This window comes from Rickettsia bellii RML369-C (genome assembly GCF_000012385.1).
GTDB lineage: Bacteria > Pseudomonadota > Alphaproteobacteria > Rickettsiales > Rickettsiaceae > Rickettsia > Rickettsia bellii.
On sequence record NC_007940.1, the window covers coordinates 1,034,316 to 1,048,992 of the forward strand.

Below are 14,677 nucleotides of genomic sequence, written 5' to 3' on the forward strand. Positions count from 1 at the left end.
TAATTTATAAAATATCAGAGAATTCTAAGTATGATGCTATATGACCTATAGGCTCTTTAGGTAAATTACCAAAATCCGTTTGCTTGGCAACTCCAACCATGTCAAAAAAATACTCGTTAGTATATTTTTCTGCGTTTTGAATTATAGGTTCAATATTTACTGTATTTAATTCTTCTAACTTAACTTTTAAATAGTCTAAATTTAATTTTTTATATAACTTTAAGTGATTATGAATCGTACTCTTATGCAAAATCTCTGGTGTTTCATAAAAATCTTTTAGAAACTGTATGACTTCTTCTAATATTTTTTTATTTTTATTAGTAATCTGGTTAATTTTTTCCTGCAATATATCCTTTTCATCTACAGACAAAGAACCTTCTCTATATCCCCAAATTTTACAATTAATAAGAGTTTTATTATTTTTTACAGAAACTAATAATTTTTCTTTTGATGCATCAGTAATCGGATTTAAAGAAAAAATAAATTCACTAATCCTAGTACCAAATGAAGAACAAATAGCATCTATACTACTATTATTTAAAAACATACCACCTATATCTAAAATACTTAATAGTGCTTTTTTCTTTTATAACCTTAAGTATTTTTACTATATTTTCTGATGCTATAGGATTTCTTGAAATATTTAATTCTTTAAGATTAGAGTTACTGATATAATTATTAAATTTATCAATAATCTCTTTTGTTGCTAGTTTTATATTTACACAAATAATTTTTAAACTTTCTAAGCTCAAGTTTTTATTAAAACCATCAATTAATGTAGATAATTTATCATCACCTAAATGAATATCACATAATATAATTTCTTTAAAAAAAATGTTTATTTTAAAAATTTCTGACACTTCTTTTGAAATTATATTTAGCTCTTTTTGACCAAATCGTAATAAATTATGGTTAACAAAACCGACACTGACAACAGGGCATGCTTGATCTTTAAGGAAGCCGGCAAGTGGTACAATATTTTGCTCATTCATAAAACTTAAATTATATACTAGCTTCTTTATAACTCTATCACTTTTCAGTATATTAATTAAATGTGTTATCTGATTTGTTAGAAGATCAGTATCCTTTATATTCAAAGTATCAGGATTTTTTTCCAAATATTTTAGTGCTTTATCAGCTTTTATATTTTGTAAAAATTCTTTTAAACTTAACATAAATTAAATTAACTTTAATAATATTTTTTATAATAAATACTAAGTTAATTATGCTTTATCAACTAAAAGTTAGAATTACGATTCTTTAGTGCGGTTCTGATTAGTTCATCGATGGAGATTTCTGGATTTTTGGTGATAATTTCTTGTACAGCGTTTTGTGCTTCAAACCTTGAAAAGCCCATATTTATTAAGGCTTTTATTACTTCGCTGCTCGCTACTGGTGTGATGCCTTTAATGTTTAAACTGTCTTTAATAGCAGCAGAGGAGCTTGATATTTTTGCCACTTTATCGCTTAATTCTCGTACTATACGCTCGGCTAGTTTAGCTCCTACTCCTGAGATCGCTTTAAAAATATTCTTATCTTCATTATTTATGGCAATTTGTATATCAGTAGGCGTAAGGGTTGACAAAATAGACAAAGCCATCCTTGTTCCTATACCGTTTACAGATTGCAGCAAGTTAAAAAAGCTCTTTTCTTCTAAACTCAAAAAGCCGTATAAATTAATATGATCTTCTCTAACATGGGTTTCAATAAATAGTTTATAGGATTCCCCCTCTGAAAGTTTGCTTAAAGTTTTAGCGGAAGCAAAAACCCTATACCCTACTCCGCTTACATCGATTATAACGTAATCATCATAGCTTGAGTCGACTCTACCGCTTAATTTACCAATCATATTATTTTTTCTTTTTTTTCTTACTATATATTAAAACTAACGTTGGTAAAGCAGTAATAACAGCAGCTAAAATATAATGAATAACAAGCGGTCTATCTACCATATGACACTGCCCATCATCTGGAATCGTCTGAGCCAAAACCATATAGGCAACTATTATCGTTACTGCTATATATAGGAAAGCAAAAAATAAGTATTTCATAAATTTTTTCATATTAATCCCTGTTTGAATTTTATTGTGTAGCTTGAAAACGTCATTGCGAGCGACTGCAAGGAGCGTGGCAATCTTAGGAATATCGTACTGTTTTATGAGATTGCTGCGTCGATGCGTTGCATCTCCTCGCAATGACGATAAAAACCAAACCACATCACAATACTTCCTTAAATTTATAGTAAGTTTGATTCTTTTCTCCCTTACTCATCAAAATTCCCTGCTCTAAACCATATGCTAAATCTCTACTTGCTGTGGCTGTGGAAATATTTTTATGCACTGCAATATAATCTTTTCTAGTAAACCATTTATTTGTTAGAGCAGTCTTAGTAAACTCGATTCTTGATAGTGGTGAATTAGCCTCATATATTATATTATTACTATATAATTTTAATGCTGCAAGGATTTGATCAAGCATGAACTCAATAAATAAGGTAGACTCTCCAAGCTTATCACACTTACTTAAAACACTATAATACTTACTTTGATTATTTCTTATTAAACTTTCAACTGAAATATATTCAAAAATTCTATTATTTTGCATTAATAATAGTTGTTGCCATAATCTTCCTATCCGCCCGTTACCATCAGAAAAAGGATGAATAAATTCAAACTCATAATGAAATATACAAGCTTTGATTATTAAAGAAGTATTACTATCTTGCGTTGTGAACTCAAATAAATCCTGCATTAATATAGGTATACGACTAGGAGGTGGAGCAAAATGCACTAATTCAGTACCTTTAAATATTCCGGCATTCCCTTTACGCCAATATCCATTATCTGTTATTAATCCTTGCATTAATATTTTATGAGCCTTTAACAATGAGTCAATTTCAAAAGGATTAAATATTGCAAGATTATCATATAACTCTATAGCATTCTTTACTTCTAAAATATCTTTTTCAGGTGCAAGTACTCTTTTACCATTTATTAAATCAGTGACTTGCTCTATACTTAAGGTATTACCCTCAATTGCTAAAGATGATTGAAGGGTTTTGATTTGATTATTTTTTCTAAGCTTTATAGGTGCATGGTAAAGCTTACTGCCTACTAAAATACCTAGCTCATAAGAAATATCTTGTAATAATTCCAAGATTTTATTAGTTATTTGAAAAGGTGGTTTGTTATTCATGATATGATAGTATCATATGATACTATGCACTGTCTATAGGAAAAAGGTTATTGCACGGGTCAATAGTCGTCATTGCGAGGATATTCGTAGAATCGACGCAACAATCTTATGAAAATATCCTGAGATTGCATCAAAGCTACGCTCCTCACAATGACGTTATTGACCCACACAAACAAAACCATAAAAACACTACTATGCCTAGTTCAGCTTTTTTGATTGCGTTTTTTGTATCTATAATTCGTTACTACGATTATGCGTTATTCGGCTTATCAGCTCACATTTTAGCACAAAATTTTTTACCGAGAAGTACGCATGAAACACAGCTACTTGGCTTTTTTGCATTACTTAGTGCGGCTGTTGTGATCCGTCCTTTAGGCTCTATAATTTTCGGCTATATAGGGGATAGATATGGACGCACTAAATCCATCAAAATATCGATGTTTATTAGCAGTATCTCTACCTTGCTAATCGCTGTTACCCCTTCCTTTGATAAAATAGGTATTCTTGCTACAATTATGCTTACATTTTGCCGGATGATTTTTCTTGCAAGTTTAGCTGGTGAAGTTGACGGCATAAAGGTTTATGTGGCAGAAAAAACAAAAAATAATCGAAAAAATTTAGGGCTAGGAGTAGTTGCAAGCTGCACTCAAATAGGAGCATTACTTGCTGCTATGGCTTATTATTGTGCGACTAACCTTAATATTTATTATTTATGGCGAATTAATTTTCTGATCGGTGCTACATTTGGATTATTTGCGATTTTGATGAGAAGCTATTTTGAGGAAAGTAGAGAGTTTTTATATAACAAAAATAAACAATCTGATAATATTCCTATCTTTCAATCTCTAAAAAACTCTAAAAAGTCTTTTATTTTGGCACTATTAATAAACGGTACAATCGGCGGTATATACCATTTTTTAGTATATTTCTTAGGAGTATTTTTAGCAAAAATAGCTTTTATAAACCCTATAGAAACTGAGTTTATGAACATAAGCCTAATTATTACTTACGGGATAGCGGCTATTTTCGCAGGAATGCTTGCTGATAAAATAAATCCCTTAAAACAAATTATATTTGCCCTGCTACTTAGTCTTGTAACAGCTTTTACTATGCAAACTTTACTATATCAGCAAATATTTACTGTTATATGTCCTATTATACTAATTGGGCTTGCCGCATTTTATGCTGTTCCGCTGCAAATTATCGTCCAATCTTTATTTAAAACAGCTATTAGAATGAGGCTTTATAGCTTATCCCACTCACTTGGCGGTATTATATTATCCTCAAGCACACCTTTCTTCAGTATGTTACTGTGGCAAAACTTTAAGTCGTTATGGGTAACATTTAGCTTCTTTACTTTCCTACTTATAATACTAACTATTGCAGTGTTGGTTTTACGTAAAACTATTACACGCTAAAATGATTTGCTACGTAAAAATAGCTAGGTTACTATCGGCTAAAAGCCGATAGTATTATATATATTATTTTTAGATTTGCTCCACAGTAAGTAATTTAGGAACTTCACCCATCGCAGGCATTTCTTCATTTAATAAAGCAATCTCGTTGAACGCATTATTAGATTTTTCTATGGCAAAATTGCTATCCAAATTTTCAACAAAGAATTTTTGTGGGTTGAATGTCTGTAAAATTATAAATTCTAGTGATAAATAATTTTCCTCCATGATACCGATATGTTTTGGTACTGGTAATTTTTGTAATTTTTCAATTTTTGTTTTCATTAGTTACTCCTAAATTAATTTATTAAAAGCCGTAAAACATAGTATCAAAAGGGTTATATTTTGAACAATTTTAGAAGCTTACTAATTTTTTAATAGAAAATAAAGAAATTTTTGAAACTAAAAATAATATAGCTTGAGATGCTAGACGCTAAAGGATTTGCTGCAACGCAATTGTTTTTTTTAGGGAATTACTATAGTTATGGATGTGCTGTAATTGTTAAAATGGTAATATTATCTTTTTTAGGTCCATAGTGCCAAAAAATCCTATAAGCCGCTGGAGTATTATTTTCAGCATAAGCTTCAAATATTTCTTCTCCGTTATTTCCTTTAATAGACTTATATTTATGAGTATTTAAACTAGGATGACGTGGATTTGAAAGAAACATAGACGAAGATCAACTTGGAAAAGAGCAAGGAGACTGTAAGCCGAAGAGCGGAGCGTATACTTAATACGTGAGCATCTGAGGACTTACAAAGGCGACGTAGCCAATTTTTCAAGTTCATCGAGTATAGAAGTCTTCTATGTATTTTACTTGCCCCTTAGCTGACTCTTTAATACCATTATTTAGTTGCTCTAAAGCTTTTTTATTATTAAATAGCCAACTTTCTTTTAAAGGAATTTCTGTATAAGGCTCTAAAATAATTTGTCCTTTTTTACTATTAATCATAACATGGAAACTACTCACTCCTTTAGCTAGTTTACCAAGTGTTATTCTTCCTTTCGCATCAGGTTTTAATACACATGCTTGTGTCATATAGATTAATATTTTATATTATAACTTATATGATAATACATAGTGGGTAATTAATCAAGTGGGATTATACGCTAAAAGACTTACCACAGCCGCAATTAGCTTTTTCGTTAGGATTGGTGAAAGTGAATTGGGATTTGAATTTCGTTTCTACATAATCCATTTCAGAGCCTAATATATACATTAATGCTTTTGGATCGATTAGAATTCGTACGCCTTTTTCTTCGACTACTTCATCAAATTGGTTTTTATTATCGGCATATTCAACATAATAAGTTTGACCGGCACAACCGCCTGACTTAACCCCCACCCTAATTCCATATGTAGGTTTATTACGTTTTTCTATCAGCAACTGCACTTGTTTTGCAGCCGAGTCAGTTAATGAAATAACGCTTTTCTTCATATGTTAAGAGTCTTTTTTATTTTCTTTTTTAAGCTTGTAATCAGCTATAGCTGCTTTTATAGCATCTTCAGCAAGGAGTGAACAATGAAGTTTTACCGGCGGCAATGATAATTCTTTTGCTATTTCAGTGTTTTTAATCTCTTCAGCATCGTCTATTGATCTACCTTTTACCCATTCTGTTACTAAAGAACTTGAGGCAATAGCCGAACCACAACCGAATGTTTTAAATTTTGCGTCCGTAATAATCCCATTATCATCAACTTCGATTTGTAGCTTCATAACGTCACCGCAAGCAGGTGCACCAACGAGTCCCGTACCAACGTTTTTCTTCTCTTTATCAAGCGACCCCACATTACGGGGATTCTCATAATGATCTATTACTTTTTTGCTATAAGCCATTGTTATTCCTTAATTCATGATTCTATTTTTGTGTAGATGCTCGCATGATTTTGAGAATTGAATTTTATTTTGATGGGTGAGTGAGCGGAGCGTACAAGTAGTACGTGAGCACACGAATCCCTGATAAAATGAAAGAGCAATTCTTAAAAGCAAAAGAGCATTAGTGCGTAGCCCATTTAATTTTCTTTAGATCAATCCCCTCTTGCATCATTTCCCAAAGCGGGCTTAAATCCCGTAGCTTATTGATTTTTGAGCATATTAACTTTACTGCATAATCTATTTCCTGCTCAGTAGTAAACCTACCTATGCCAAATCTAATCGAAGTATGAGCAAGTTCCTCATCAACTCCCATAGAACGCAATACATATGATGGTTCAAGCGAGGCTGAAGTACAAGCCGAACCAGAAGAAACCGCTAAATCTTTAATGGCAAGGATAATTGATTCTCCTTCAACACCTGCAAAGCTTAAATTTAAATTGCCTTTATACCTTTGATCTTTATCACCATTTAGGTAAACTTCCGAAATTTGACTGTTTATAGCATCTAAAAACTTATCAAATAAGTGATTTACATGCTTGGTATCTTTTTCCATCTCATTATAAGCGATATTAGCAGCCGTGCCAAGCCCTACTATTAAGGGTGTTGGCAGCGTACCAGAACGCATACCACGCTCTTGACCACCACCATTTATTAGCGGAGTGATACGCACACGAGGTTTTTTTCTAACATACAAAGCACCTATACCTTTTGGACCATAAATTTTATGCCCTGAGATACTTGCAAGGTCAATATTGCACTCATTAACATCAATTGGAACTTTACCAAACCCTTGAGCACTATCAGAATGAAAGAAAACACCTTTCTCACGACAAATTTTTCCAATTTCCTTTAAGGGCTGAATCACACCTATTTCGTTATTCACCGCCATAACTGATACAAGCATAGTCTGATCGGTTATAGCATTTTTTAAAACCTCTAAATCGATTATTCCGTTAGGTTTGATTGGTAAGTAGGTGACTTTTACCCCTTCCTGCTCTAAATGCCTGCAAGCATCAAGGACACATTTATGTTCACTAACTACTGTAATAATATGGTTCTTTTTATTGCCATAAAATTTTGCTATGCCTTTTATAGCAAGGTTATTAGACTCAGTTGCACCGGAGGTAAAGATTATTTCCTTAGCTTCAGCCCCTATTAGTTTTGCAATATCACCTCTTGCCTCTTCTACAGCGTTTTCAGCTTCCCAACCAAAAGAATGACTATGTGAATGAGGATTGCCAAACTTGGTAGTAAAATATGGCAGCATCGCTTCCATCACACGTGGATCTAACGGCGTCGTTGCCTGATAATCCATATATATTGGGAGGATTAAATTGTTTAATTGTGTGTTCATATAATTGTGAGTATTAAAAATTTTTTTTATTTTTGTGTCATACCGTGGCGGCATTGTTGCGTGGATCATTCTCCCACCTGTCATCCCGTGATTTATTCACGGGATCCAGTTAAAAATACTAATAAAATTAGTATTTTTATTATTTTCTGGATCTAGTTCCCAAGCCACGGTATGACACCGAGGGCGTTTTTCGATCCACGCAACAATACCTTCCCGCCTATGCGGGAATGACATTATACACTTCTTTAAAAGCCCTCATAAATGCCTTTATATCATCAATTGTGTTATTATGCCCAAACGATACCCTAATAGATGATTTTACTTCTTCTTCATCTAGCCCCATATTAGTTAGCACATGCGATTTAGATATTTTACCTGATGAGCAAGCAGAGCCAGAACTAACACAAATATAACGCAAATCAAAACCGATCAGTTTTGTCTGAGCGTCTGTACCGGATACAGTAAACAAGGTAGTATTAGGTAATCTCTTTACACCCTCACTAATAATATTTATGCTTTGGTATTTCTTTAATTTTTTCTCCAAAGCTTCTTGTAAGCTTTGGAGTTTTACATGATTCTCTACGATATTTTCTTTCATTAATTCAGCTGCTAAGCCGAATCCTGCAATTGCTAAAACATTTTCAGTGCCTGAACGTACTGACTTTTCCTGTCCACCTCCTATAATTATTGGAGTAAGCGGAAAGCGAGAAGTAGAGATCAAAGCAGCTCCTCCCTGCCCACCTCCTATTTTATGCCCTGAAATTGTAGCAAAATCTAACCCTAACTCTTTGATATTTGTTGGTATTTTACCAAAACTTTGTACTAAATCGCTATGAAATCTTGCATCATATTTTTTAGCTATCTCACTTATTTTAGCTAAATCTTGTAGCACTCCGCTTTCATTATTAGCCATCATTACAGATACTAGTTTTTTAGAAACTGTACTTTGGGCTAATAGCTTCTCCAAATGTTCAAGATCAACTACCCCTTGCTTATCAACTCTAATAATTTTAATATTCGGAGCATGCTTTATATGGTTATAGATCGATAAATGTTCAATAGCAGAAATGAAAATATCACCATCATAAAAATTTTTCATTATTAAATTATTACTTTCAGTTCCTGAAGAAGTAAAAGTAATATCATATTCCCTAGAAAATAGCGAGATACCGAGTGCTGTAGCTAATTGAAAACGTGCCTCTTCTACAATATTTCTAGCAAATACTCCTGATCTGTGTATTGATGAAGCGTTAAACTCCTTATCCATCAAGCTTATTACATATTCCTTAACCTTTGGTACAATAGGAGTAGTAGAGTTATGATCTAAATATATCATATATTTAAATTCAGGTTTAAAGCATCTTTAACTGAAATATTTTCAAAATAATCTCTGATATGCTTACCAAGCCCTTTCCATAATTTATGCGAATTACATTTAATTGTATTCGATGCACAATTTTTTATCGACTTTTTATAACAGCCGGTCATTATGAAATTCTCATTTACGGCATCCATAATATTAGAAATTTTTATTTCTTCTAATTTTCCTATTAAAATATATCCTCCGTTTGGTCCTCTAATAGCCTTAACTAAATTGGCTTTTTTAAGTTTAGAAAATATTTGCTCTAAATAATTAAGTGATATATTTTGTTTTAAAGAAATTTCATTCAAAGTTATAGGCTCATCGCCTACATTTGAAGCCATCTCTAATATCGCCATTACGGCATACCTACCTTTTGTCGTTAGCATCATAGGATTATTTACCAATAAATATTGGCATTACAATAAAATATCCTAGTATATTAGTCAAGTATTATATAGATATTATTATCTTTGTTTTTCTTGCGTATTTTTATTATGTAGAATAGGAGTATTGGAGGGAGGACTTAATTTATGACTAGTGTTTATAACTATTTGTTCACTTAAATTTGAAGTCATATTCTTTGCTTCAGCTAAAGTATTTGAATGAAAATTATTTTTAAATTCAGCTTTTAAATTATCTTTTAATTCGTTATTGAAAATCTCTTTTGGGAGATAAATCCCACCAGTAGCAAGACCAGCCCACGTATATTTAGATTTAGCGTTTAAAGTATTTGCAATATTGTTTATTAGCTTTTCTTGATTTTTAGGTTTTGAAAAATGATCTACAATGTTTGGATTTTCTTTAATATGCTCAGAAATTACTTGTTTTAAGGTCTGATTAATCATATGAAAATCTTCTCCCCTATTATCTCCTTTATCAAATAGCTTTTGTGAAACTTGTTCACTTAGCATATTTGCTAATAGTCCTGCCTTTATATCTTGTTTATTTACTAAATTTTCATATAAAGAATTTAGAACTTGCAAAGGAGAATTTGTATAATCTGAAGCATGTTTGTATTGATTTGTTTTAGGAGTAGAAACATCGCCTACACTACTAATAGGTTTTGAACTTAATTTTTCTACAATATAATTTTCAAGTTCTGGATTTTCTTTACATAATGTTTTTACTTCGTTAGCAAATTCTTTTTTATTAGGCAAGTTTTGCTTACTTTCTGATTTGGCTTGTAAAAATATTTTATCAACTGCTTGATCAATAAGAATATTTTTGTCTGTAATTTTATCTTCTACCGGTTGTGTTACACCACTAAACATATTTGTTACTGCTTGAGTTACATAGTCTAACCCTACCTTAACTCCTACTTTTGCGAATATTCCTTTATTATCATTTAAATATTGCTGAATTTCAGGATTGTCTTTCGTTAAAGTAAATAGCTCTTTTGCAATTCCCGTATAGTCACCTTTAATAAAACTACCAAAAACTTTTTGTAATGACTCAGGCTTATCAAGCAATAAAGGCATCACTTTGCTAAGCTTTATAACATCTTCTGTTTGTAGACCATAATTTTCAAGCTGTTTTTTAATATCACCGCTACCTTTTGCATCTACATCAACTATACCTTTAAATAAGTTATCAAATAAGCCATCTTTACTTTGTTGCACTAACGTATCTTTTAACTTAAACGATGGATCATTAAGAGCTGAGATTAAACTATTTGTCACGCTCATATAATCGCCTTTATTTACATCTAACATAATATCATGTGCCATTTCAGGCTTTGACATCATTTCGCCGACTATATTAAGCATTTGCTTATCAAAATTATAGTCTTTGGTCATTTTTTGCAAATCAGGATTATTTTCAATAATGCCTAAAGCTGCATTTGGTAAAAATTCTTTATTATTGGCAAAAAAATCTCTTAATTCTTTATTGTCTTTAGTCATTTCTAAAGTTTTTTCAATAGCTATCATTACTCCTTGCTTTGGATCATTAAGAGTATCAAACACTTCTTTCATTTTGGGGATTTGGTTTAGCAAGCTAGGTAGAGTACTTAAAACTTCGGGGTCAATTCTATAACTCTCAAAATACTCTTTTAATTCAGGTTTAGCTTGCTGTCTAGCATCTGCTACAAAGCTATTTAGTACTGTCTGTTTTTCAGGGCTTAGCTTATTAAATTCCTTTAAAGAAGTGAAGCTATGTATATTTTCAGCAACTTCTTGCTTTAAAGCAGGATTTTTATCAAAGATTTTTTGCACTTCTGCATAGCTTTGCTTACTTTCCGGTTTTTGTAATATATCATCAAAACTTTTGACATAATCGCTTGGTAATATTTCAGTTGCCCCGATTTTTATATAGCTTGCAATATCTTTTCCTTTTTCATTAAAAAACTTTTCGAAGTTTTTATCTTTAGTAAGCATATCTAAGGTGTTAGAAGCTACTTTGGTCCAATCAGGTTCTTCTTTCTTTACTTCAATTGCAACTTCTTTAAGCTGATCAAGCACCTTGTCATTTTTAAAACTTTCTTTTAATATATCCAAGCCTTTCTGATCTAAAAAATTACCTTCTTGAAATTCTTTAAATCCAGCTTTAGCAAGTATTTGCCCTATTTTAGGTAAATTACTGGCATTCTTTTTTAAAAACTCCCATATTGGCTTTTCCTCGAGAAGTGATTTTTGAAATTCTGGATCAAGATACGTATCAGAAGATCTTGCAAGTTTAACAAGGTTATAAGTATTTACAGGATTAGTTAAAGCAAATTTTGCTCCAAGTAAGATTGTTTTAAAACTTAACCCATTTGAAGAGGACAAATCTTTAATTGCACTATTAATTAATTTACCAGCGTTAGAAGAGGACAAAGTTTTTTCTAAGCTTTTCCGTAATTTATCACTACGCTTGGAGGTATCTGTTGTTGCCATATAAATAATTATTCTTTATTAAAATAAATTACTAATGTCTATTAAATATAGTCAATTGCACGCTAAAAACAATAGAAAAGTTTACATTTAAACTTTTGATCTTTATTATATGACATCTAAATTACAATTAATGCTAGAAATAAAATGATTATTATACCAATATTAAGTTTTCTTGGCTTTTCATGCTTTTTCTCAAAATATTTCAAAGTAAAATTAAACCATGCGATACCTATAACAATTAGCATATTAGTTACGATTCTATATTGCTGTGCTATACTAAATCTGTTAATGGCTGCTACCTATTTGCTTTACTTCATCGGTATATTATTAGTATACTCGTTTTATTTGAAAAATCGGCATAGATTTTCTTATGAATCTCTCTTTTTTACTTTAGTAATCTTTGCTTTTTTTCTCTATACCAGAGAAGCATCACTGCATGCTTATGATGATTTCTCTCATTGGGGAATATTTACTAAAGAACTATTATATTCAGGAGTTTTTGAAAACCAAACCTCGTTTACCTCTATTATTTCTACGCATGCACATTATCCAAGAGGTGCCGCTGTTTATCATTACTTTATGTTAATGCTTTCAGGTTACTCGGACGGAAATGTGCTATTTGCTCATTTCTTACTACATTTAATGTTCTTAGCTCCTTTAGCCTCCAATAAGAAAATTTGGCAAACCGGTTTACTATTTTCTGCCATACTTTGTGCAGTAGTATTATATACGACAGGACTTCGCTCTATATATAATGATAGTACTATAGGGCTAATGTTTGGGGCTACTCTTGGGATTTATATACTTGAAGAAGATAAGAAAAAAGCTTTAAAGCTGATTATACCTATTGCTATATTACTTCCTTTATTTAGAGAAATTGGAGCGTGGCTAGCAAGTTTTGCTTCGATAATTCTTATATTACATTATACATTTTTTGATAAAAAACCTAAAACATCACATGATTATATTACCTATGTAATTTTATTAACTCTACCAATATTATGCAATTTTATCTTAATGGATTATTTTAGGAATACTCACGATTTCTTAGATAGAAAAGAGCATAGTTTTAGTAATTTAATATATATTGTAGAAAATTTTGAACAGCATAAATTATTATTGCTCAATTATGGTAAATTTCTTTTAAAATTTTTAGTAAAAGAAGGAAGTTTAGTTGTATATACTATTTGTTTTATTGCTTGGTATGGAATTCGTAAATATAAACCGAAACTGTTAGCAGAATATAAATTTTTTCTAATAGCCACATTTATTTGCGGTATAATTTTTGCTTTATGGCGACTATATCTATATTTCTTTACTTTTAGCTATGAAGAAGCAATTAGAGGAGCCTCGTTACTTCGATATCTTGGTTGTTACGTTCTAGGTATGGGCATGGTTGCTGCTGCATATGTAAAAAGTAGTATTTTCTTAAATGAAAAGCAGAGTAGAAAAGAATTATGTGTTCTTATGCTATTATTTGCTGTTTTTTCATTTTCAGTAATAAAAAATATCCTAAGAATCAAGCACTTAAGTTTAGAACAAAAGAATTTCATAGAGCAAGCAATAAATATTAAAAAATCGTTAGAGCAAGGAAATGAAATCGTATTTAATTTTAGTAATAAAAAAGATAATCTACAATGCTATATATTGAATTATAATTTAGCACCATATTTAAACAAAAAATATTTACGAGAATGTTTACAAACTCCTAAAGGAGCAGTTATAGATATAAAAAGAGAAAATATATATGTACCTTTTTTATAAATATCCTCTGTGTCATCTAGTTGCTTGCTAACTAGATCCAAGAAATAATAAAAAATACTAATAATTTAAAACTATCTTGACTCATGACTAACGTAAAATACAACTTAGCAGCTGCCTATAAAATAATGGCATATTTATCGATGGATGATCATACTTATACTCATCTATCTGCAAGACCTAAAGATGCTGATTTTTATTATATTTACCCTTTCGGGCTTAGATTTGAAGAAGTAACAGAACATAATCTTCTAAAAGTTAGTTTAGATGGCAGAATTCTAGAGGGAGAGGAATATCAATATAATAAGACTGGCTACTTTATTCATGGAAGTATTTATCAAACACGTCCTGATATTTCAGCTATTTTCCATTACCATACTCCGGCAAGTATTGCAGTCTCTGCTTTAAAATGCGGATTACTGCCGATCAGCCAATGGGCGTTACATTTTTACAACAGAATTTCTTATCATGAATATAATTCTTTGATATTAGACTCTGAAAAGCAAAGTGATAGGTTAGTTAATGACCTCAAACAAAATTATGTGATGTTACTTCGTAACCATGGTGCTATTACTTGCGGGAAAACAATACATGAAGCTATGTTTTATGCTTATCATTTAGAGCAAGCTTGCAAAACACAATGTTCACTAAATTCAGCTAATAAACAAGATCTTATAATACCATCCGAAGAAATATGTAAACAAACTGTAAAAGATTTATTATCATTTGAAGAAGATTTAGGCAAATGTGACTGGGATGCTTGGTTAAGGGTTATAAAAAATAATTATTGCAAATAATA

At 31.2% G+C, this 14,677-nt stretch carries 17 protein-coding genes; 3 read left to right on the plus strand and 14 right to left on the minus strand.

Features of this window, described 5'->3' with window-relative positions; genetic code table 11:
• Nucleotides 1-4 precede the first annotated feature (4 nt).
• The 5 genes from RBE_RS07585 to RBE_RS04865 form a co-directional block, all read right to left on the minus strand.
• Nucleotides 5-547, minus strand: a complete 543-nt coding sequence (locus tag RBE_RS07585) for a hypothetical protein (protein WP_011477597.1) — start codon at nt 545-547, stop codon at nt 5-7.
• A complete protein-coding gene (locus RBE_RS04850; RefSeq protein WP_011477598.1) occupies nt 534-1,175 on the minus strand; it encodes a hypothetical protein in 642 nt (213 codons plus the stop codon). The genes RBE_RS07585 and RBE_RS04850 overlap by 14 nt, the downstream gene beginning before the upstream one ends.
• Before the next feature lie 62 nt (nt 1,176-1,237).
• Nucleotides 1,238-1,849, minus strand: a complete 612-nt coding sequence (gene ruvA / locus RBE_RS04855; RefSeq protein ID WP_011477599.1) for a Holliday junction branch migration protein RuvA — start codon at nt 1,847-1,849, stop codon at nt 1,238-1,240.
• A gap of 1 nt (nt 1,850) precedes the next feature.
• The gene (locus RBE_RS04860) at nt 1,851-2,063 is read right to left on the minus strand and encodes a hypothetical protein (protein ID WP_041804881.1); all 213 of its coding nucleotides are present in this window, start codon (nt 2,061-2,063) and stop codon (nt 1,851-1,853) included.
• Nucleotides 2,064-2,217: 154 nt separating this feature from the next.
• Nucleotides 2,218-3,195 carry a Fic family protein gene (locus RBE_RS04865; RefSeq protein WP_011477601.1) on the minus strand — a complete coding sequence of 326 codons (978 nt, stop codon included), beginning with the start codon at nt 3,193-3,195 and terminating at the stop codon, nt 2,218-2,220.
• Nucleotides 3,196-3,389: 194 nt separating this feature from the next.
• Between RBE_RS04865 and RBE_RS04870 the strand changes: the two genes are divergently transcribed.
• Nucleotides 3,390-4,613: an MFS transporter gene (locus RBE_RS04870; RefSeq protein ID WP_011477602.1), complete on the plus strand. Its 1,224-nt coding sequence runs from the start codon at nt 3,390-3,392 to the stop codon at nt 4,611-4,613.
• A 69-nt stretch (nt 4,614-4,682) separates the two neighbouring features.
• Here the strand turns inward: RBE_RS04870 and RBE_RS04875 are convergent, their stop codons facing one another.
• The 9 genes from RBE_RS04875 to RBE_RS04915 form a co-directional block, all read right to left on the minus strand.
• Nucleotides 4,683-4,934 (minus strand): hypothetical protein, encoded by a 252-nt coding sequence (locus RBE_RS04875; RefSeq protein ID WP_011477603.1) that lies wholly within the window; start codon nt 4,932-4,934, stop codon nt 4,683-4,685.
• Between the two features lie 197 nt (nt 4,935-5,131).
• Nucleotides 5,132-5,320: a hypothetical protein gene (locus tag RBE_RS04880; protein WP_011477604.1), complete on the minus strand. Its 189-nt coding sequence runs from the start codon at nt 5,318-5,320 to the stop codon at nt 5,132-5,134.
• Nucleotides 5,321-5,434: 114 nt separating this feature from the next.
• Entirely contained in the window at nt 5,435-5,689 is a 255-nt protein-coding gene (locus RBE_RS04885) for a hypothetical protein (protein ID WP_011477606.1), read from the minus strand.
• Between the two features lie 64 nt (nt 5,690-5,753).
• A complete protein-coding gene (locus RBE_RS04890; protein WP_011477607.1) occupies nt 5,754-6,089 on the minus strand; it encodes an iron-sulfur cluster assembly accessory protein in 336 nt (111 codons plus the stop codon).
• A 3-nt stretch (nt 6,090-6,092) separates the two neighbouring features.
• Nucleotides 6,093-6,488, minus strand: coding sequence for a Fe-S cluster assembly scaffold IscU (gene iscU / locus RBE_RS04895; protein ID WP_011477608.1), 396 nt, complete (start codon nt 6,486-6,488; stop codon nt 6,093-6,095).
• A gap of 160 nt (nt 6,489-6,648) precedes the next feature.
• Entirely contained in the window at nt 6,649-7,881 is a 1,233-nt protein-coding gene (locus tag RBE_RS04900) for an IscS subfamily cysteine desulfurase (RefSeq protein WP_011477609.1), read from the minus strand.
• Nucleotides 7,882-8,098: 217 nt separating this feature from the next.
• A complete protein-coding gene (locus tag RBE_RS04905; protein WP_011477610.1) occupies nt 8,099-9,217 on the minus strand; it encodes a cysteine desulfurase family protein in 1,119 nt (372 codons plus the stop codon).
• Entirely contained in the window at nt 9,214-9,633 is a 420-nt protein-coding gene (locus RBE_RS04910; protein WP_011477611.1) for an Rrf2 family transcriptional regulator, read from the minus strand. Before RBE_RS04910 ends, RBE_RS04905 begins: the two co-directional genes overlap by 4 nt.
• A gap of 75 nt (nt 9,634-9,708) precedes the next feature.
• Nucleotides 9,709-12,117: a hypothetical protein gene (locus tag RBE_RS04915; RefSeq protein WP_011477612.1), complete on the minus strand. Its 2,409-nt coding sequence runs from the start codon at nt 12,115-12,117 to the stop codon at nt 9,709-9,711.
• Nucleotides 12,118-12,261: 144 nt separating this feature from the next.
• On the opposite strand from RBE_RS04915, the gene RBE_RS04920 reads away from it, so the two are divergent.
• Nucleotides 12,262-13,881 carry a hypothetical protein gene (locus RBE_RS04920; protein ID WP_011477613.1) on the plus strand — a complete coding sequence of 540 codons (1,620 nt, stop codon included), beginning with the start codon at nt 12,262-12,264 and terminating at the stop codon, nt 13,879-13,881.
• A gap of 83 nt (nt 13,882-13,964) precedes the next feature.
• Nucleotides 13,965-14,675, plus strand: coding sequence for a class II aldolase/adducin family protein (locus RBE_RS04925; RefSeq protein WP_011477614.1), 711 nt, complete (start codon nt 13,965-13,967; stop codon nt 14,673-14,675).
• Nucleotides 14,676-14,677 lie beyond the last annotated feature (2 nt).

Excerpts from the sequence above, each read along its gene's own strand:
- RBE_RS07585 (WP_011477597.1), bottom strand. The coding sequence starts at position 547 with ATGTTTTTAAATAATAGTAGTATAGATGCTATTTGTTCTTCATTTGGT.
- RBE_RS04850 (WP_011477598.1), bottom strand. The coding sequence starts at position 1,175 with ATGTTAAGTTTAAAAGAATTTTTACAAAATATAAAAGCTGATAAAGCA.
- ruvA (WP_011477599.1), bottom strand. The coding sequence starts at position 1,849 with ATGATTGGTAAATTAAGCGGTAGAGTCGACTCAAGCTATGATGATTAC.
- RBE_RS04860 (WP_041804881.1), bottom strand. The coding sequence starts at position 2,063 with ATGAAAAAATTTATGAAATACTTATTTTTTGCTTTCCTATATATAGCA.
- RBE_RS04865 (WP_011477601.1), bottom strand. The coding sequence starts at position 3,195 with ATGAATAACAAACCACCTTTTCAAATAACTAATAAAATCTTGGAATTA.
- RBE_RS04870 (WP_011477602.1), top strand. The coding sequence starts at position 3,390 with ATGCCTAGTTCAGCTTTTTTGATTGCGTTTTTTGTATCTATAATTCGT.
- RBE_RS04875 (WP_011477603.1), bottom strand. The coding sequence starts at position 4,934 with ATGAAAACAAAAATTGAAAAATTACAAAAATTACCAGTACCAAAACAT.
- RBE_RS04880 (WP_011477604.1), bottom strand. The coding sequence starts at position 5,320 with ATGTTTCTTTCAAATCCACGTCATCCTAGTTTAAATACTCATAAATAT.
- RBE_RS04885 (WP_011477606.1), bottom strand. The coding sequence starts at position 5,689 with ATGACACAAGCATGTGTATTAAAACCTGATGCGAAAGGAAGAATAACA.
- RBE_RS04890 (WP_011477607.1), bottom strand. The coding sequence starts at position 6,089 with ATGAAGAAAAGCGTTATTTCATTAACTGACTCGGCTGCAAAACAAGTG.
- iscU (WP_011477608.1), bottom strand. The coding sequence starts at position 6,488 with ATGGCTTATAGCAAAAAAGTAATAGATCATTATGAGAATCCCCGTAAT.
- RBE_RS04900 (WP_011477609.1), bottom strand. The coding sequence starts at position 7,881 with ATGAACACACAATTAAACAATTTAATCCTCCCAATATATATGGATTAT.
- RBE_RS04905 (WP_011477610.1), bottom strand. The coding sequence starts at position 9,217 with ATGATATATTTAGATCATAACTCTACTACTCCTATTGTACCAAAGGTT.
- RBE_RS04910 (WP_011477611.1), bottom strand. The coding sequence starts at position 9,633 with ATGATGCTAACGACAAAAGGTAGGTATGCCGTAATGGCGATATTAGAG.
- RBE_RS04915 (WP_011477612.1), bottom strand. The coding sequence starts at position 12,117 with ATGGCAACAACAGATACCTCCAAGCGTAGTGATAAATTACGGAAAAGC.
- RBE_RS04920 (WP_011477613.1), top strand. The coding sequence starts at position 12,262 with ATGATTATTATACCAATATTAAGTTTTCTTGGCTTTTCATGCTTTTTC.
- RBE_RS04925 (WP_011477614.1), top strand. The coding sequence starts at position 13,965 with ATGACTAACGTAAAATACAACTTAGCAGCTGCCTATAAAATAATGGCA.